The organism is Pantoea sp. S-LA4 (assembly GCF_054482835.1).
In genome coordinates, this window is the sequence record NZ_JBTLRC010000002.1 from 1,938,366 (window position 1) to 1,955,641 (window position 17,276).

18 protein-coding genes are annotated in these 17,276 nt (G+C 55.8%); 9 read left to right on the forward strand and 9 right to left on the reverse strand.

Annotated elements, in window-relative coordinates:
- Positions 1-144: 144 nt before the first annotated feature.
- On the reverse strand, positions 145-420 hold the full coding sequence (locus tag ACX3P5_RS09940) for a YcgL domain-containing protein (protein ID WP_233987993.1): 276 nt from the start codon (positions 418-420) through the stop codon (positions 145-147).
- 155 nt (positions 421-575) lie between these two features.
- On the opposite strand from ACX3P5_RS09940, the gene minC reads away from it, so the two are divergent.
- Genes minC through minE form a run of 3 tightly spaced genes read left to right on the forward strand, consistent with a single transcriptional unit; the run spans position 576 to position 2,396 of the window.
- Positions 576-1,277 carry a septum site-determining protein MinC gene (gene minC, locus ACX3P5_RS09945; RefSeq protein WP_233987992.1) on the forward strand — a complete coding sequence of 234 codons (702 nt, stop codon included), beginning with the start codon at positions 576-578 and terminating at the stop codon, positions 1,275-1,277.
- Positions 1,278-1,310: 33 nt separating this feature from the next.
- Positions 1,311-2,123, forward strand: coding sequence for a septum site-determining protein MinD (gene minD, locus ACX3P5_RS09950; protein ID WP_031374621.1), 813 nt, complete (start codon positions 1,311-1,313; stop codon positions 2,121-2,123).
- 3 nt (positions 2,124-2,126) lie between these two features.
- On the forward strand, positions 2,127-2,396 hold the full coding sequence (minE, locus tag ACX3P5_RS09955) for a cell division topological specificity factor MinE (protein ID WP_031374622.1): 270 nt from the start codon (positions 2,127-2,129) through the stop codon (positions 2,394-2,396).
- A gap of 53 nt (positions 2,397-2,449) precedes the next feature.
- On the opposite strand, the gene rnd is transcribed toward minE, so the two are convergent.
- The 7 genes from rnd to ACX3P5_RS09990 all read right to left on the reverse strand — a co-directional run bounded on the left by rnd (position 2,450) and on the right by ACX3P5_RS09990 (position 10,599).
- Positions 2,450-3,571, reverse strand: a complete 1,122-nt coding sequence (gene rnd, locus ACX3P5_RS09960) for a ribonuclease D (protein WP_233987991.1) — start codon at positions 3,569-3,571, stop codon at positions 2,450-2,452.
- Positions 3,572-3,670: 99 nt separating this feature from the next.
- A complete protein-coding gene (gene fadD / locus ACX3P5_RS09965) occupies positions 3,671-5,347 on the reverse strand; it encodes a long-chain-fatty-acid--CoA ligase FadD (RefSeq protein ID WP_233987990.1) in 1,677 nt (558 codons plus the stop codon).
- 206 nt (positions 5,348-5,553) lie between these two features.
- Positions 5,554-6,147, reverse strand: coding sequence for a Slp/YeaY family lipoprotein (locus ACX3P5_RS09970; RefSeq protein ID WP_233987989.1), 594 nt, complete (start codon positions 6,145-6,147; stop codon positions 5,554-5,556).
- A 60-nt stretch (positions 6,148-6,207) separates the two neighbouring features.
- Positions 6,208-6,906, reverse strand: a complete 699-nt coding sequence (gene tsaB / locus ACX3P5_RS09975; RefSeq protein WP_458968639.1) for a tRNA (adenosine(37)-N6)-threonylcarbamoyltransferase complex dimerization subunit type 1 TsaB — start codon at positions 6,904-6,906, stop codon at positions 6,208-6,210.
- A gap of 44 nt (positions 6,907-6,950) precedes the next feature.
- Positions 6,951-8,861, reverse strand: coding sequence for an ATP-dependent DNA helicase (locus ACX3P5_RS09980; protein WP_233987987.1), 1,911 nt, complete (start codon positions 8,859-8,861; stop codon positions 6,951-6,953).
- Between the two features lie 239 nt (positions 8,862-9,100).
- Complete coding sequence (locus tag ACX3P5_RS09985; protein WP_336755340.1) at positions 9,101-9,838, reverse strand: carbonic anhydrase; 738 nt, start codon at positions 9,836-9,838, stop codon at positions 9,101-9,103.
- A gap of 593 nt (positions 9,839-10,431) precedes the next feature.
- Positions 10,432-10,599, reverse strand: coding sequence for a hypothetical protein (locus ACX3P5_RS09990; protein ID WP_233987985.1), 168 nt, complete (start codon positions 10,597-10,599; stop codon positions 10,432-10,434).
- A 283-nt stretch (positions 10,600-10,882) separates the two neighbouring features.
- On the opposite strand from ACX3P5_RS09990, the gene ACX3P5_RS09995 reads away from it, so the two are divergent.
- Both ACX3P5_RS09995 and ACX3P5_RS10000 read left to right on the forward strand, forming a co-directional pair.
- Positions 10,883-11,242 carry a hypothetical protein gene (locus ACX3P5_RS09995; RefSeq protein ID WP_458968640.1) on the forward strand — a complete coding sequence of 120 codons (360 nt, stop codon included), beginning with the start codon at positions 10,883-10,885 and terminating at the stop codon, positions 11,240-11,242.
- A 66-nt stretch (positions 11,243-11,308) separates the two neighbouring features.
- Positions 11,309-11,653 (forward strand): RidA family protein, encoded by a 345-nt coding sequence (locus tag ACX3P5_RS10000; protein WP_233987983.1) that lies wholly within the window; start codon positions 11,309-11,311, stop codon positions 11,651-11,653.
- Positions 11,654-11,665: 12 nt separating this feature from the next.
- On the opposite strand, the gene ACX3P5_RS10005 is transcribed toward ACX3P5_RS10000, so the two are convergent.
- On the reverse strand, positions 11,666-11,857 hold the full coding sequence (locus ACX3P5_RS10005; RefSeq protein WP_458968641.1) for a YoaH family protein: 192 nt from the start codon (positions 11,855-11,857) through the stop codon (positions 11,666-11,668).
- A 110-nt stretch (positions 11,858-11,967) separates the two neighbouring features.
- On the opposite strand from ACX3P5_RS10005, the gene pabB reads away from it, so the two are divergent.
- The 4 genes from pabB to ACX3P5_RS10025 all read left to right on the forward strand — a co-directional run bounded on the left by pabB (position 11,968) and on the right by ACX3P5_RS10025 (position 17,239).
- Entirely contained in the window at positions 11,968-13,326 is a 1,359-nt protein-coding gene (gene pabB, locus ACX3P5_RS10010) for an aminodeoxychorismate synthase component 1 (protein ID WP_458968642.1), read from the forward strand.
- Positions 13,327-13,890, forward strand: a complete 564-nt coding sequence (locus ACX3P5_RS10015) for a CoA pyrophosphatase (protein WP_336755343.1) — start codon at positions 13,327-13,329, stop codon at positions 13,888-13,890.
- Positions 13,891-14,077: 187 nt separating this feature from the next.
- Positions 14,078-15,442, forward strand: a complete 1,365-nt coding sequence (locus ACX3P5_RS10020) for an L-serine ammonia-lyase (protein ID WP_336755344.1) — start codon at positions 14,078-14,080, stop codon at positions 15,440-15,442.
- Between the two features lie 225 nt (positions 15,443-15,667).
- Positions 15,668-17,239, forward strand: a complete 1,572-nt coding sequence (locus tag ACX3P5_RS10025; protein WP_336755346.1) for an EAL domain-containing protein — start codon at positions 15,668-15,670, stop codon at positions 17,237-17,239.
- Positions 17,240-17,276: the final 37 nt, after the last annotated feature.

The following is a 17,276-nucleotide window of genomic DNA, read 5'->3' on the forward strand; positions in this document are numbered from 1 at the left end:
ATGCACAAATGACGCTAAATATCAGGCAGGCGATTTAAAAATAACTGGATAGATAAGCAGTACGTTTAATTTTAGCGGGGACAAAAAAATATTAAACCTGACGGCTTCAGCGCGACAGGATTAATATTTACAGATGAATCCGAATTAAACTTTTTTATCGGTCTGCAGATGAAGGGTAAGCAGACTTTCTATCGGCGGCGGCAGTTGTAAATAATAGCCCTGCTCACTCAATCCCTGCTTAACTTTATTGATATCCGCATTAGCCAGCCTGTCGCGGCCCGCCAGCTTCAGCACCATTGCCAGCTGAGGCTTGCCAAAGCCTTTCAGCAATTCGGGCGGTACGCGAGAAAAATCGTCTTTTTTTTCAACATAAAGATAAGTCTGGTCGCGCAGTGGGCTTCTGTAGATCACACAAAACATATTTTTTACTCGAATTAACCAGCGTTGAGGCTTGTCTGAATATAGCTGTAACTATAACATGCTTGCAGAACTTCGAATATTCACCGTTGGCGCTTTAATGATGATTTTATCGTCGCTTAGCCAACGGTAGTGAAAACAGGACTGAGTCGGGACAGATGTCGCAAACGCCAATCGAATTCAAAGGTAGCAGTTTCACCCTATCTGTCGTCCATCTGCATCACCACGATCCCGCGGTGATTCGTAAGGCACTTCAGGACAAGATTGACCAGGCTCCGGATTTCCTGAAAAACGCCCCGGTGGTGCTGAACGTTGCGGCTTTAAGTGCCGATATTAACTGGAAGCAGCTACAGCAGGCGATTATCGCCACCGGTTTGCGCATTGTCGGCGTGAGCGGCTGTAAAGATGATGCGTTGAAACGCATGATTTCACGCGCAGGCCTGCCGGTTCTGGCGGAGGGCAAAGAGGCGAAAAGCCGCAGCGATGCTCCCGCACCTGAACCTCAGCCGGTGGTGGCTGAACCGCTGGCGGCCAAAACCCGCATCGTGAATACCCCGGTGCGTTCTGGTCAGCAAATTTATGCTCGTGACGCGGATTTAATCATCACCAGCAGCGTCAGTGCCGGTGCCGAACTGGTTGCGGACGGCAACATTCATATTTACGGCATGATGCGCGGTCGGGCGCTCGCCGGCGCTGGCGGAGACCGGGATTGCCAGATTTTTTGTACCAATCTGGCGGCAGAGCTGGTCTCGATTGCTGGCGAATACTGGATCATGGATCAGATCCCCGAAGCTTTTTTTGGTAAAGCGGCGCGCCTTTGCCTGCAGGATGGCGCGCTCACCATCCAGACACTTAATTAGGCCCCTTTTCTTTTGTTAAGGAAATCAACATTTATGGCACGCATTATTGTAGTTACATCCGGTAAAGGGGGCGTTGGTAAGACCACGTCAAGCGCGGCCATCGCCACCGGTTTAGCGCAGAAAGGCAAAAAAACGGTCGTTATCGATTTCGATATCGGTCTGCGTAACCTGGATTTGATCATGGGTTGTGAACGACGCGTGGTCTACGATTTCGTCAACGTGATTCAGGGCGATGCGTCGCTGAATCAGGCGTTGATTCGCGATAAGCGCACCGAGCAACTCTACATTCTGCCTGCGTCACAGACCCGCGATAAAGATGCCCTGACCCGCGAAGGTGTCGAAAAAGTCCTCAACGATTTAGCGGCGATGGAGTTTGATTTTATCGTCTGCGACTCTCCGGCAGGGATTGAAACCGGCGCGCTGATGGCGCTCTATTTCGCTGATGAAGCGATTATCACCACCAACCCGGAAGTCTCGTCGGTGCGTGACTCTGACCGTATTCTCGGTATTATCTCTTCCAAGTCCCGTCGCGCAGAAAACAGCCAGGAGCCGGTTAAGGAGCACCTGCTGCTGACCCGCTATAACCCTGGCCGGGTGAACCGTGGCGATATGCTGAGCATGGAAGACGTGCTGGAAATCTTACGCATTCCTCTGGTCGGCGTGATTCCGGAAGATCAATCGGTGTTACGTGCCTCTAACCAGGGCGAGCCGGTGATCCTCGATGGTGAATCAGATGCTGGCAAAGCCTATGCCGATACCGTTGAACGGTTGCTCGGTGAAGTACGCCCCTTCCGCTTTATTGAAGAAGAGAAGAAGGGTTTCCTGAAACGCCTGTTCGGGGGATAAACCATGGCATTACTCGATTTCTTTTTATCCCGGAAGAAGAACACTGCCAATATAGCCAAGGAAAGGCTGCAGATTATTGTGGCAGAACGCAGAAGGGGCGACAGTGAGCCCCACTATCTTCCGCAGCTCAAGCGCGACATTCTGGAAGTGATTTGTAAGTATGTCAAAATCGATCCGGAAATGGTCACGGTTCAGCTCGATCAGAAAGGTGACGACATCTCTATTCTGGAGCTGAACGTCACGCTACCGGAAACGGAAGAAGTGACTAAATGACGCTGACCGTTTCCTGAATTTCCCCTGCGCAGTAGCAGGGGAAATTTTATCGGTCACACTCCGGCCAGAATCTCATCAATGCCGGGTTTCAGCAGTTCCCCGCGCCATCCGGTCAGTAACTCCGGCTGACGTCCCTGTGGCTTCAGGCCCCAGTGCTGGCTCAGCACCTGATTGATCTGACGCCGTGACGCCAGTAACTCCTGGCTGAATCCGCTCTGCTCGCTGACCTGCTGTACCAGCGCTTTCATCGCTTTAAACACCTGCTTGTAATGCGGATGGTCGATCAGATTGCCAAGCGCGGCGGGCAATTCACTCTCATCCAGCGCCTGGGCTTCTGCCACCAGCGCCACCAGGGTTTTGCCGTGGAAACGGATCTCGTGCCCTGACAGGCCGAGATGGTCCAGTTCGCCCAGCGAACCTGGCATAAAGCGCGCCACTTTCCACAGATGCTCTTCACGCACCACAAAGTTAACCGCCATATCTTTTTCACGCGCCAGCTTCAGACGCCACGCGGCCAGCCGCTGCAGCGCCGCCAGCTGACGCGGACGCAGTTGCCAGGCATTGGTGATCTCACGCCACGCTTCCTCAGGTGCCAGAGTATCAAGACGACGCTGACAGAGGTTGTCACACTCACTGAGTGCGGCGGCCATGTTGCCGGCCGCCTCAGTCTGCACCATCAGCTGACGAGCAATGGGCAGCAGATAGTGAACATCGGCCGCCGCATACTGACATTGACGCTCGGTGAGCGGGCGCGCTAACCAGTCGGTACGCGACTCGCTCTTGTCCAGCTCGACCTGGGTAAAGTGGGCTACCATTGAGGCAAAGCCCCAGGAAAGCGGCTGGCCGGAGAACGCTGCCAGAATCTGGGTATCGATCATCGGCTGTGGCAGCACACCAAAACGGTGCAGGAACACTTCCAGGTCTTCGCCACCGGCGTGCAGGAATTTGGTCACCGCGGTATCAGTGAGTAAGGCAATAAACGGCGACCAGTCACGGATCGCGAGGGGATCGATCAGCACAAGCTGGTGGTCATCGAACAGCTGGATCAAACCGAGTTGCGGGTAGTAGGTCCGGGTGCGGACAAATTCAGTATCCAGCGCGACAGCCGATTGCTGGCGCGCTTTCTGGCAGACTTCAGCCAGCTGTTCATCCTGGTCGATCAGAGAGTAGTTCACGTCTGGTTTTTTCCACCGCAGCTAACAACGTGCGGCGCTCCATGTTAAAAAAGTAAAAACGCCGGACATGCCGGCGTCTGACCTGAATCTTTCCAGCGCTTAGCTTGCACTGGGTTTCACTTCGTCGCGCAATTCGCGGCGCAGAATTTTGCCAACGTTGGTTTTTGGCAGCTCCTCACGAAACTCGATGATTTTTGGCACCTTGTATCCGGTCAGCTGACGGCGGCAGTGATCAAGCAACTCCTCTTTGGTCAGTGAGGGATCTTTCTTCACCACGCAGACTTTGACCGCCTCGCCGGAAAGATCGCTGGGCACGCCGATAGCGGCCGCTTCACGCACTTTGGGATGTTGCATCAGCACATCTTCGATCTCATTCGGATAGACGTTAAAGCCGGAGACCAGAATCATATCTTTTTTACGATCGACGATGCGAATAAAGCCTTCCTGATCAACGGTAACAATATCGCCGCTGTGGAGCCAGCCATTTTTCAGCACCTCCTCGGTGGCATCAGGACGCTGCCAGTAGCCGAGCATCACCTGAGGACCGCGGATACAGAGTTCGCCCGGTTCACCCGGTGACACCTCATTACCATTATCATCAACGATCAACACGTCGGTTGAGGGAACCGGCAAACCAATACTGCCGGTGTGACAGCTGATGTCGTAAGGGTTCACCGATACCAGCGGTGAACACTCGGTCAGGCCGTAGCCCTCCAGCAGATAGTGGCCGGTCAGCTTTTCCCAGCGTTCTGCCACCGCTTTCTGCACCGCCATCCCGCCACCGGCTGACAACCGCAGCGTACTGAAATCGAGCTTATTGAACTGCTCATCGTTCAGCAGAGCGTTAAACAGGGTATTGACGCCGGTGATAGCGGTGAAGGGAAATTTCGCCAGCTCTTTCACAAAGCCGGGAATATCGCGTGGATTGGTGATCAGCAGATTCTGCCCGCCCAGTTCCAGGAACAGCAGGCCATTTACCGTCAGAGCGAAGATATGATAAAGCGGCAACGCCGTGACCACGCACTCTTTACCGTCACGCAGCACTTTACCGTAGGTGGCTTTGGTCTGTTCAAGGTTGGCCTGCATATTGCGGTGAGTCAGCATCGCGCCTTTGGCAATGCCGGTGGTGCCGCCGGTGTATTGCAGAAAAGCGAGGTCGTCATTGGTCACCGTCGGCCGCTGATAAGTCAACGTGGCGCCGGCCTCCATCACCTCACGAAATGAGATCGCGCCTGGCAGATGGTATTTGGGCACCAGTCGTTTGACATATTTAACCACGAAATTAACCAGCGTAGCTTTTACCGGCGCCAGCTGATCGCCCATCCGGGTCAGGATCACATGGCGAACAGCGGTTTCTGCCACCACTTTTTCCAGCGTGTGGGCAAAATTCGACACAATAACGATGGCGCTGGCACCGCTGTCATTCAGCTGATGCTTGAGCTCGCGCGGCGTATAGAGCGGGTTGACGTTGACCACCACCATGCCAGCACGCAGCACACCAAACAGTGCCACCGGATACTGCAGCAGGTTCGGCATCATCAGGGCGACCCGGTCGCCCGCTTTCAGTCCCAGTTGCTGTTGCAGATAAGCGGCGAAAGCGCGACTTTTCTCTTCCAGCTGGCGGTAGGTCATCTTCTGACCCATGTTCCAGAAGGCAGGTTGATCGGCGTAGCGTTTTGCGGCCTGCTCAAACAGATCCACCAGCGAAGTATAACGATCTGCACTTATTTCGGCAGGCACATCTGCCGGGTAGCGTTTCAGCCAAACCTTATTCAAGGATCCACCCCGATAATCATGTTGTATTTCCATCGCTGCCTCAGCCAATCTGGTTTGTTAACAATATTTTAACTGATTGTACCAGTTTGCCTGCTTCGGCATGTTGAGGTTGCGAAGTCCATCACTAAATTTCGTGCTGTTAAAACAGCCAAATAAAAAGCCCGGCGGCGAGCAGCGCTACCGGGCTAAAAAAAGGGCACTACGGGTTACTCAGTCAGAATCGTTTCTACCTGGGCCGGGCCGCTGCTGTACATTCCCCAGTAGGGATTCGGTCCCCAGTAGCCAGGGCGATGACGCGTCGGGCCATACCAGATCCACGGATCGATCGGCTGCGGCGGTGTCGTCACCTGTCGGGTGAGATGCCAGCGCTGATAACCCCGCACGTCAATCACCACAAATTTGTAATTCGCCTCACCGATTTTACCCGGCTCGGTGCCTTTGATGGTTCCCAGCACCGTGACAAACTGATCTTTCACATCCACGGGATCAACGAAACCGTGGATGTCGGCATAGATACGCCCTACCGAAGCGGCACCCAGCCGGGGCCGGGCACTCTCATCCAGCGGCTGCGTGGCGATCTCCAGCCGGGTTTTGCCATTGAGGTTGGTGACATTCACGACTTTGCCGCCAAAACGCGATTCCTGGCCGGTATAGATGGCCGGATCGTTCATTACCCGCAACAAATCCTGTTGCGGCTGTGGTGAACTGCCCTGCAGCGTGTCAGGAATCGACACACAACCTGTTAAAACCAGCGTACAGGTCAGTAGCAGACCCGTTAGCCCTTTAGCGCACATTGACATAGGCGTTCTCCAGTTACGTAATGGCTTAGACTGGACGCATAACAATAAGTTGCGTGCGATCTAGCGGCCTGGCAACTTTTTCCATGCCACCTCATTACGCAGATAAGTTGGCTCGGCATTTTCCGGCTGCAGCGTCTTGCCCTGCTGCAAGGCAATGACGGCCAGCGGCAGCATATCTTCTGCCGCCGGTAGCGTGACCTCACTGGCATGCAGCGTCAGCGCATGACCCTGCTGCAGTGCAGGATAGGCTTGCCAGCCGGTACCGGCAGTCATCCATTCGCCGGATAGCGCCTGCATCCTGGCCAGTGCGGCCTCAGGGGATAATACGCTTTCGCTGGTTTCGCCCTGCCAGACACCATTTTCGTCACGCTGATACTCGGCCCAGTAGACCTCCCCCATTCGCGCATCAATGGCGGCTAAAACGCGGGTCGCGCCCTGCAGACGCCAGGCACCTTCAGCCAGCGTAGCCAGGGTAGAAATGCCGATCATCGACAGCGCTGCACCCAGCGCCAGCCCCTGGGCGATACCAATACCGATGCGTACGCCGGTAAAACTGCCGGGACCGCGGCCAAAGGCCAGCGCGTCGAGTTGCGTCAGGTCGAGCTGCTGCGCCAGCAGTAACTCTTCAATCAGCGGCAATATGCGCTGCGTATGATCGCGCGGGGCGATCTCAAATCGGGCATCAATCTGTTGCTGATTCAGCAAGGCCGCTGAACAGGCTTCTGTCGCCGTATCCAGCGCTAAAATTCGGGCTGACATGACCACCTCAGGAGAATGAAAACGGCGCGCATCTTACCATAAAATCAGGCGTCCGGTTGCTGACGTACAAAGGCGATGGCGCGTGCTATATCGCGGGTGCGCGGCGTCGGCGGCAGACTGTTGAGAAACAGCGCACCGTAAGGACGCGATACCAGCCGCTGATCGCAAATCACCAGAACGCCACGATCGTCGGTATCCCGGATCAGTCGCCCGACGCCCTGCTTCAGCGTGATCACCGCATCCGGCAGCTGCACGTCGTTAAACGGATCGCCGCCGCGGATGCGGCAATCTTCCATCCGCGCCTTCAGCAACGGATCTTCCGGTGAGGTAAACGGCAGTTTATCGATGATAACCAGCGAGAGCGCGTCGCCACGTACGTCGACGCCTTCCCAGAAACTGCTGGTCGCCACCAGTAAGGCATTGCCTTTGTCGATAAACTGCTTCAGCAACTGACCTTTGCTGGTTTCACCCTGCACCAGTACCGGCAGCGTCATAGAGGCGCGAAACTCCGCCGCCAGCTCACGCATCATCAGATGCGAAGTACAGAGAAAGAAACAGCGCCCTTTGTTGGCATCAATCAGCGGTTTCATCATGGCAGCCAGTTGGCGAGCGCCGCCGGGCCGGTTAGGTTCAGGCAGGTTGCGCGGCACGCATAACAGGGCCTGCTGCGCATAATCGAACGGGCTGTTGAGAATCAAACTTTTTGCGGCGTTGACGCCCAGCCGCTCGGCGAAGTGATCCATCTTCTCATCCACCGCCAGGGTGGCCGAAGTGAAGATCCATGCGGCTTTACGGTTATCCATCACTTCACGGAAGCGTTCAGCCACTGACAGCGGCGTCAGGGCGAGGATAAAGTGACGCGAAGTGCATTCATACCAGTAGCTGTAGCCCGGCTCGTTGATGGCGCGCAGCCGCTTCAGCCGGCCACGATAGAGCGCCGCCCGTTCAAACGCCGCATCAAGCAGCGCTGAACGTCCCAGCGACAGTTTGATCACGTCGTAACAGAGCTCAAGCGCATCATCCAGCAGCGTGAACATGCGCAGAATAGTGTTATCGCTCAGCAGTTCGCGCAGATTGCCGCGGTAGCCTGGATCGCCTAATGACAGGCGAAAGTCCTGCGCGCACTGCGCCAGGCGATCGGCGGACTTCTGCAGTTGCTGCACGTCACGCACTTCGGTGCGGTAGGCGGTAATAATATCTTTTGCCAGGTCGAGCAGTTGCCGGCTGGAGAGCTGCTGGCCGAAATACTGGCTGGCGATATCGGGCAGCTGATGGGCCTCATCAAAGATCATCACATCCGCTTCCGGGATCAACTCACCGAAGCCGCCCTCCTTGACCACCAGATCGGCGAGAAACAGATGATGGTTTACCACCACCACATCCGCATCCATGGCCCGCTTACGTGCCTTCACGACAAAGCACTCTTTATAGCGCGGGCAGTCGGTGCCCAGACAGTTATCGTTGGTGCTGGTGACCAGCGGCCAGACCGGGCTGTCTTCCGTCACGCCGGCGCAGCTGCTGATATCGCCATCCACCGTCTGCGACGACCAGCTACGTAACGTCACCAGGTCGGTCAGCGCCTGGACAGTAAGATCCCCGCCCGCCATCGATTGCTGCTCCAGCCGCTCCAGACAGAGATAGTTGGAGCGCCCTTTCAGCAAGGCGGTTTTCCCTTTAAATTTGAGTGCATCGATCATGGTGGGCAGATCGCGTCCATACAGCTGATCCTGCAGGGCTTTCGATCCGGTCGAGACGATCACTTTCTTGCCGGCCCGCAGCGCGGGTGCCAGATAAGCATAGGTTTTACCGGTGCCGGTACCCGCTTCGACCACCAGTTCGCCCTGCTCTTTTACGGCGTCGGAAACCGCCTGCGCCATCTCACGCTGCGCTTCGCGCGGCTTAAAGCCCGCTATCGCCTGCGCCAGCGCGCCATCAACTGCAAAATCGTCTGCCACATACCCTCTCAAAGAACGGCAAAAACACTGTAATTATGTCAGTATTAAATTCACAAAGCAAAATGGAGGGTAATCAGCAGGTTAATCCTTTGCAGCGCGCTGAGCAGCGGCTTCCGCCAGCGCTGCTGGTATCAGGAAGACATGAAAAAGGCGGCTCGTGGCCGCCTGAAGAACGCGTCTGCTACGCCCGATGGGATATCGGGCATTGAGGCAGTCAGCCCGCGATCGACAATCAGAGATTATTCAACAATCATACGACCATTCAGATGCTGCAATGGACGATTATTGGTGGTTTTGAGTGCCTGTTTAAAGGCGTCAAGCTGAGCCTGAGAGAGCGTCACCGGCTGTTTCAGCACCAGCCAGCGTATCCCTTCACTGCAGGGTGGCGTAGTCAGTGAACCACTGAAACGATAATAGTGCAGATCTTCCGGGAACAGGGCGCGTAAATCGACTTCACGATCAATACTGTTCTGCTGATTTTCCTCTTTCGGCATGGCAGCAATTAACGGTACCAGCGCCGGATTTTCTTTTCCTACTTCAAACATCACCGCGACAACAGCCAGATCGCCATCCTCTTTACTGTGTACAAAGTGGGCTTCCAGCGGAAAGGTGTGACCATTGATCTGGTTTTCACTCGGCGTGTGGAAGTGATACTGCCTGAGGATAAATTTTTCGTTATCCAGCACAAAGGTGTCTTCATCAGCGACAGTGACCTGAATGGTATGACCGTTGTTGATCACTTTCTCTGCTGAGCTAAGGTAATGCAGATTCAGCGGCTGTAAATGTCCTTCAATCGGATCTTTAATGTTGATGGGTGACTGAGACTTGCCTTCATGGCAGATGTGGAAATCGTTGGTTAACTGACTCCAGTGCTCCGGACCCGCCTGACCTTCATACGTCCAGTGCGGAGCCTCAGCACTTACTGCGCTGAAGGTGGACAGCGCCAGAACCAGACTGAACATCCCCTTTAATTTCATTTCTTAATCCCTGTTTTATCGTCTTAATGCCGGAGCGAAAAATGATATTCCTGTTAACTTTGAGACGGCAAGCGAATAGCAGAGGCAGAGCCGGTTTCAGCCGATATAGTCGGTCCCGAATGCGCATTAAAGATAATTTTTGTTAACAATGTCGGCGCTAATAAACAGGCTGGCTACCCTGCCGGGATGAGAGTGACGCGCCCTTTACGGTTCATTGAGCCAGTTGGCTACCGGCGGATCAGCAGAAACAACAAAACCGCCTCGGCGGCGGTTTTGTCGGGATAACGCATTGATGTTGTTACATCTACTGCCTGCGGATCAGGCTAGTTATGCAACGTCGGGCGAACAGGGCCGATTAAATATCTTTTTCTAACGGGTCCTGGCCGGGCTCCTCATCCTCTTCTTCATCTTCCGGATAGATTTCAGCGTCATCTGGCAGCGGTTCATCGTAATCAGGACGTTCAGACATAATTACCTCCGGTGATAAATAGCAGTGCTGCTATTTGATCTCAGCATAGTTAACCGGCACCTTCTCCCGCCCGTTTTTGGCTGGAACTGTGAGCTAAGCGGAAATAAACCGGCGGCCATTACCGCTAATGATGAATATACAATGCCCCGGCCAGCATCAGAACAAACAGCACGGCAAAGGTAATGAAGCCCTGCTTTGCGCCACGCGACAACCCGACAAAGGCTGAGACCACAATAAACAGCAGCGTCAGCGCGCCTGCCATGACCCAAAAAAGATACTGCGTATTCGCCATGCTTTGATCCTCATCCTGTGGCGCCATTTACGGCTGATTTATATCATTTTTCCGTGCCGGGTGCGCCCCTTCTGTTGAACGCGGCACGGGTCTGCGCCCTTCACTGCGCCAGACAGTGTGATGCAGCTACCAAATGCGAGGGATTGCAGCGAGGAAATAAGCGCACAGATTATAATCATGACATCAGCTTACCTTTCGCCTGCGCGCCGGTAAGGTGATGCGCCGTCGGCAGATTCCTGCAGACCGCCTCTACCGCACTGCCTGTCTCAGGGGGAGGAACGTTATGACTCATTTCCGCATCGGTTCTCTTTTCGGCGTCCTGCTGATTTGTGGTTGTCAGGCGCCGACACCGGAACAAGCCCGGCTGAATCAACCGCTATTCCAGGGACAAAGCGCCCGCACGGTGCCACTGCTCAGCGACTGTATTTATCGCGGCTGGTCCACCACCGAGGTCATCGCCAGAGATAACACCACCCATACTCAGCCGCAGGGTGAACAGATCACCATCCTGACCTGGGAAGATTCGATCTTTGCCGATGTGACGCCACAGCCACAGGGTGCGGAGGTGAAATTTTTCACCACCTTCAATATGGCGCCTCAGGTAATGGCTGACCGGCAGGCTATCGTCAGGCGCTGCCTGTGAGGCGAAGAGATGACAGCAGCATAAGGAATGTGCCAGGCTAATGCCCATCAAACCAGGGAGAAAAAGATGAGTATTACCCGCATCGATCCGGAACATCGTATGTCCGAAGCTGTGATTCACAACGACACTATCTATTACACCAGCGTGCCGGAAAATCTGGATGCTGATGCTGAAGCGCAGACAGCCAATGCGCTGGCGGTGATTGATGCCCTGCTGACGCGACTGGGCAGCGATAAGAGTAAGATACTGGACGCCACCCTGTTTCTGGTGGACAAAGCGGACCTGCCCGCAATGAACCGCGCCTGGGACGCCTGGGTTTCCCCGGATAACGCGCCAGTACGCTGCACGGTTCAGGCAGGTTTAATGAACCCGAAATATAAAATCGAAATAAAGATTATCGCCGCACGCTAAGCTCGCCGGGCGTTATTCTTCCTCGTCTTCGTCTTCGTCGTCGAACATCGCCCGGACCTGTTCACCTTTATGGTTTTGTCGAATTTCCTGAGCCACCTGGGCGATCGCTTCGCCGCTCGACAGGCCTCCCGCCATCAGTTCCTGAATGCGTTCGACGGCCTGTTGCTGTTGCTCATGAGAGAGAGCCGGTAATCCTTTAAACATGTTTCACTCCTGCTTTGGGGCAGCGATTATCACACGCGGAACAAACAGGTGCCAGTCGGGAAAAAATATGGCAGTCTGGCGACCTCTTTGCTTGCTGATTTGTCTGCCTGATGATTGTTAAAACCCTCAGCCTTGATTATACCCCGGATGCGCTCAATCAGCGTTTTGCCCCGATTGCCGAACAGCCGTGGGCCATGCTGCTCTCTTCTGCCAATGCCGACCACAGCGACAACCGGTTTGACATTCTTACCGCCGATCCCCGCGCCACGCTGGTGACCCGGGGTGACATCACGCAGATTACCGATGCCAGCGGCACAATTGAGTCCCGCGAAGATCCGCTGTTGCTGCTTCAGCAGCAATGCGATGCGCTGGGTGTGACGCCCCTTGCCAATGCGGCCCTGCCGTTTCAGGGAGGCGCGCTGGGCCTGTTCGGCTACGATCTGGGCCGCCGGTTTGAGCAGTTGCCGCAGCAGGCGCAGGCCGATCTCACTACCCCGGATATGGCGGTGGGCATTTATGACTGGGCATTAATCGCCGATCACCATCGCCAGACGCTGACGCTGCTGGCCTTGCAGGATATCGAGGCCCGTGCCGCCTGGCTGGCGCAGTGGCCTGAGCGTGACGCCGTCCCGTTCAGCCTGACCAGCCGCTGGCAATCCAACCTGGATTACGCCGCCTACGCCGCGCGTTTTTCCGCTGTTCAGGCCTATATCCAGGCGGGCGACTGTTATCAGGTCAATCTGGCCCAGCGTTTTCAGGCCGGTTATCAGGGCGATGAATGGCAGGCATTTTGTGCGCTGAACCGCGCCAATCGCGCACCGTTCAGCGCCTTCCTGCGTCTGCCGCAAAGCGTGATCCTCAGCCTGTCGCCGGAGCGCTTTCTGTCGCTGAATGAAAAACAGATCGAAACCCGACCGATCAAAGGCACCCGTCCACGCTGTGCCGATCCCGTCGCCGATCGGCAACAGGCCGACGCGCTGCAAAATGCAGAGAAAGATCGGGCCGAAAATCTGATGATCGTCGATCTGCTGCGCAACGACATTGGCCGTGTGGCCGTGCCGGGCTCCGTCAGCGTGCCGGAACTGTTTGTAGTTGAACCCTTTCCAGCCGTACACCATCTGGTCAGTACGGTGCGGGCGCAACTGCCGGACACATTGCAGGCGACCGATCTGCTGCGCGCCTGTTTCCCCGGTGGCTCCATCACCGGCGCACCGAAAATCCGGGCGATGGAAATTATCGATGAGCTGGAACCGCATCGTCGGAATGCCTGGTGCGGCAGTATTGGCTATCTCAGCCTGTGCGGCCGCATGGACACCAGCATCACCATCCGTACGCTGATTGCTGAAGGCCAGCAACTTTACTGCGCGGCGGGCGGTGGCATCGTCGCCGACAGCGAACCGGAAGCGGAATATCAGGAGACGCTGGATAAAGTGAGCCGCATTCTGCCGGCGCTGGCTCAGGGGGTCTGAATGGCGCTGACGCTTGACACGTTTCGCAGCCGTTTCCTGTTGCAGCCGCCGCAACACAATACACAACGCCTTGCCGGACGGCACGCCGCCGTGCTGGTACCGATTGTGGCGCGGCCTGAACCTGGCCTGTTATTGACGCAACGCTCCCATGCGCTGCGCAAACATGCTGGCCAGGTCGCGTTTCCTGGTGGTATGCAGGATGAGTCCGACGCCTCGCTGATCGCCACCGCCCTGCGGGAAGCCCAGGAGGAGGTGGGTATCGACCCGCAGCAGGTCGAAGTGTTGGGTACGCTGCCTGCCGTCACCAGCAGTACCGGCTTTCAGGTCACGCCGGTGCTGGGGATCATCCCGCCCGATCTCCGGCTGCAGATCAATCCGGATGAAGTGCGAAGCGCCTTTGAAATGCCGCTGGCCGAAGCCTTACGGCTCAGCCGCTACAGCGCGCTGGAGGTCCACCGGGCGGGCGTACGTCATCCGGTCTGGCTCTCCCGCTACCAGGATTATCTGGTCTGGGGCATGACCGCCGGCATTATCCGTTCGCTGAGCGAGCAAATTGCGTTCTGACGCTCACTTTCGCCCTTTACCTGCCCGATTCCGGCCTGCTGAGCCGCTGGCCGCGCTATAATTTTTTCTATCGCTTTTAATAAGTTTATTTCATGCGAAAAGCTGCTCTTTTCCCCGGCATGACTATTACTATTAGCGCCATAAACTGCCCCGGCAGACTGAGAATAATTTGTGAGGAGTGTCACCTGTGATTAGTGTTTTCGACATGTTCAAAGTGGGTATTGGCCCATCAAGTTCGCACACTGTCGGCCCGATGAAAGCGGGAAAGCAGTTTGTGGATTTGTTATCCGAACAGGGAAAGCTGCAGGAGGTGACGCGCATTGCGGTGGATGTTTACGGCTCGCTGTCGCTGACCGGTAAAGGCCACCATACCGATATCGCCATTATTATGGGTCTGGCGGGTGAATCCCCTGACACCGTCGATATTGATGCCATCCCCGCTTTTATTAAAGATGTCGCAGAGCGCGAACGTCTGCTGCTGGCCAAAGGGGCGCATGAGGTTGATTTCCCGCGCGAGGGCGGCATGGTGTTCCGCAGCGAAAACCTCTCGCTGCATGAAAACGGTCTGCGCCTGCTGGCCTTCGCCGGTGACCTGCTGATTCTGTCGAAAACCTACTACTCGGTGGGCGGCGGTTTTATCGTCGATGAGGAGCATTTCGGGCAGTCGGCGCTGGATGAAGTCTCGGTTCCCTGGCCGTTTCACTCCGCCAAAGATCTGCTGGCGCACTGCCGCGAAACCGGGCTGTCGTTATCCGGGCTGGTGATGAAAAATGAACTGGCGCTGCACAGCCGCGACGAGATCCACGCCTACTTCGCCACCATCTGGCAGACCATGCAGGCCTGTATCGATCGCGGTCTGAATACCGAAGGCGTGCTGCCTGGTCCGCTGCGCGTGCCGCGTCGTGCTGCCTCTTTGCGTCGCTTGCTGATCTCCTCCTCTAAGCACTCTAACGATCCGATGATCGTTATCGACTGGATCAATATGTTCGCGCTGGCGGTGAATGAAGAGAATGCGGCCGGTGGCCGGGTGGTCACCGCGCCGACCAACGGCGCCTGCGGTATCGTGCCGGCGGTCCTCGCTTATTACGATCACTTTATTGAGCCGGTCACGCCCGATATTTTTCTGCGCTACTTCCTCGCATCTGGCGCCATTGGCGTGCTGTATAAAATGAATGCCTCAATCTCCGGTGCGGAAGTGGGTTGCCAGGGCGAAGTGGGTGTCGCCTGTTCGATGGCGGCTGCCGGTCTGGCGGAACTGCTGGGCGGCAGCCCGGAGCAGGTCTGCGTGGCTGCGGAGATCGGCATGGAACATAATCTGGGTCTGACCTGTGATCCGGTCGCGGGCCAGGTGCAGGTCCCGTGCATTGAGCGTAACGCGATCGCCTCGGTTAAAGCGATTAACGCCGCACGCATGGCCCTGCGCCGCACCAGTGAACCGCGCGTCTCGCTGGATAAGGTGATCGAAACCATGTATGAAACCGGCAAAGACATGAACGCCAAATACCGTGAAACGTCACGCGGCGGTCTGGCAATTAAAGTGCAATGCGATTAAGCGAAACGTTTCACTGTTTAATTATTGCGCAACTGTAATAAAATCCGCATCCTGCGCTATCTCAGCGCAGCCTAAACCGGTAGAGTGATTTCCGCGCGACCGTCCTGGTCGCGCAACATTTCAGACCCGCTTTTCTGCTTTCCGGCCTCAATGTTGATTAGGCCGTGCCGATAACAACCCCGTTATTTTTGGCTTTTTTCTGGTTTTTTGGGAAGGTGGTTACTGATGCTCATGGCCCAGCAATTTGTTGGACAATTCAGACGCAAGCGTTTGCTGATTGCGCTGGCAATCGCCACCGTGGTGCTGATTCTGACGCTGGCATTTCGTTATATAGAAGAGAAGTCGCGAATTGAGCAGCAGGCGATGGATTTCGCCGATAAAGCCATTCTGCGTTTTGACCGGATGTTCTCACCGCTTGATGTCTCTGCCAATAACACGCTCGGGCTGGTGGGTGTACCCTGTCGGGACGTGCGCTTCCCGCTGATTGAGAAAATATCGGCGTTGCAGACGGTGCGCGCCATGCTGCTGGTCGATAATGACGCGATTTACTGTTCCAGCATCTTTGGCCCGCGAGCCATTCCGTTTAGCGACACCTATCCGGATCTGGCCTTTAACGGCCAGCGGATGACGCTCGCCACGGATAATTATTTATTAAAGGGTTCGCCAATACTATTGCTGTGGACGCCGAGAAGCCTGGATAATCGCTCGGGTATTTTGCAGGTGGTTAACATCGAAATGATGAGTAATTATCTGCTGGAGCCGCAGTTGCCGTGGGTGGAGCGCGCCGTCTTCAACGTTAACGGAGAGAGTCTGGAATATGGCAATCCGCTGATTGAACCGACGCAGCCGTCCGAAGATGAGGTGACCTATAACCAGGCCTCGCTACGCTACCCTTATTCCCTGACGCTGTATGGTCCTTCACCGACCCGGCTGGCACTGCACACGCTGCCGTCGCAGCTGCCGCTGGCGCTGCTGCTTAGCCTGCTGATGGGGTATATCGTCTGGCTGGCCACCGCCAATCGCATGAGTCTGAGCTGGCAAATCAGCTATGGCATCACCGCCAATGAGTTCATGGTCTATTGCCAGCCGCTGATTAACGCCAGAAGCGGTGAGTGTGACGGCATTGAGTTACTGCTGCGCTGGCATAATGCCCGTCAGGGCTGGATCGCGCCTGATGTCTTTATTCCGCTCGCAGAACGACAGAACCTGATTAAGCCGCTCACCCGTTTTGTGCTGAATGAGGTGGTGAAGCAGTTGCCCCATCTGCCCAACTGCCCGGGTTTCCACATCGCGATTAACGTGGCGGCCAGTCATTTTCGCGATCGCGCCATCCTGCAGGATCTGCAAAACCTGTGGTGGCCAGCTAATCCGATACCGAAACTGGTGGTTGAATTAACCGAACGGGATGCCCTGCCGGTGGTCGATCAATCGGTTATCGCGCAGCTGCATGAGATTGGCGTGCGGCTGGCGATTGATGACTTCGGCACCGGCCACAGCTCGCTCTCCTACCTCAAGGACCTGAAGCCCGACGTGCTGAAGATCGACAAAATCTTTACCGCCGCTATCGGCACCGACGCGATTAACGCCACCGTGACCGATATGGTGATTTCTCTGGCGCAGCGCCTGAATATCAGTCTGGTCGCGGAAGGGGTCGAGACCGCAGAACAGGCCGCCTATCTGCGCGCGCGCGGCGTCGATCATCTGCAGGGCTACTACTACGCCCGCCCGATGCCGATCGGTGATTTTCCCGGCTGGCTGGCCAGGCACCAGCCAGACGTTGAACCGTTATCCGTCTGACGGCAGCGGCGCAACCCGCCTGCCCCGAGTCAGACTG

Excerpts from the sequence above, each read along its gene's own strand:
- ACX3P5_RS09940 (WP_233987993.1), bottom strand. The coding sequence starts at position 420 with ATGTTTTGTGTGATCTACAGAAGCCCACTGCGCGACCAGACTTATCTT.
- minC (WP_233987992.1), top strand. The coding sequence starts at position 576 with ATGTCGCAAACGCCAATCGAATTCAAAGGTAGCAGTTTCACCCTATCT.
- minD (WP_031374621.1), top strand. The coding sequence starts at position 1,311 with ATGGCACGCATTATTGTAGTTACATCCGGTAAAGGGGGCGTTGGTAAG.
- minE (WP_031374622.1), top strand. The coding sequence starts at position 2,127 with ATGGCATTACTCGATTTCTTTTTATCCCGGAAGAAGAACACTGCCAAT.
- ACX3P5_RS09970 (WP_233987989.1), bottom strand. The coding sequence starts at position 6,147 with ATGTCAATGTGCGCTAAAGGGCTAACGGGTCTGCTACTGACCTGTACG.
- tsaB (WP_458968639.1), bottom strand. The coding sequence starts at position 6,906 with ATGTCAGCCCGAATTTTAGCGCTGGATACGGCGACAGAAGCCTGTTCA.
- ACX3P5_RS09985 (WP_336755340.1), bottom strand. The coding sequence starts at position 9,838 with ATGAAATTAAAGGGGATGTTCAGTCTGGTTCTGGCGCTGTCCACCTTC.
- ACX3P5_RS09990 (WP_233987985.1), bottom strand. The coding sequence starts at position 10,599 with ATGGCGAATACGCAGTATCTTTTTTGGGTCATGGCAGGCGCGCTGACG.
- ACX3P5_RS09995 (WP_458968640.1), top strand. The coding sequence starts at position 10,883 with ATGACTCATTTCCGCATCGGTTCTCTTTTCGGCGTCCTGCTGATTTGT.
- ACX3P5_RS10000 (WP_233987983.1), top strand. The coding sequence starts at position 11,309 with ATGAGTATTACCCGCATCGATCCGGAACATCGTATGTCCGAAGCTGTG.
- ACX3P5_RS10005 (WP_458968641.1), bottom strand. The coding sequence starts at position 11,857 with ATGTTTAAAGGATTACCGGCTCTCTCTCATGAGCAACAGCAACAGGCC.
- pabB (WP_458968642.1), top strand. The coding sequence starts at position 11,968 with ATGATTGTTAAAACCCTCAGCCTTGATTATACCCCGGATGCGCTCAAT.
- ACX3P5_RS10015 (WP_336755343.1), top strand. The coding sequence starts at position 13,327 with ATGGCGCTGACGCTTGACACGTTTCGCAGCCGTTTCCTGTTGCAGCCG.
- ACX3P5_RS10025 (WP_336755346.1), top strand. The coding sequence starts at position 15,668 with ATGCTCATGGCCCAGCAATTTGTTGGACAATTCAGACGCAAGCGTTTG.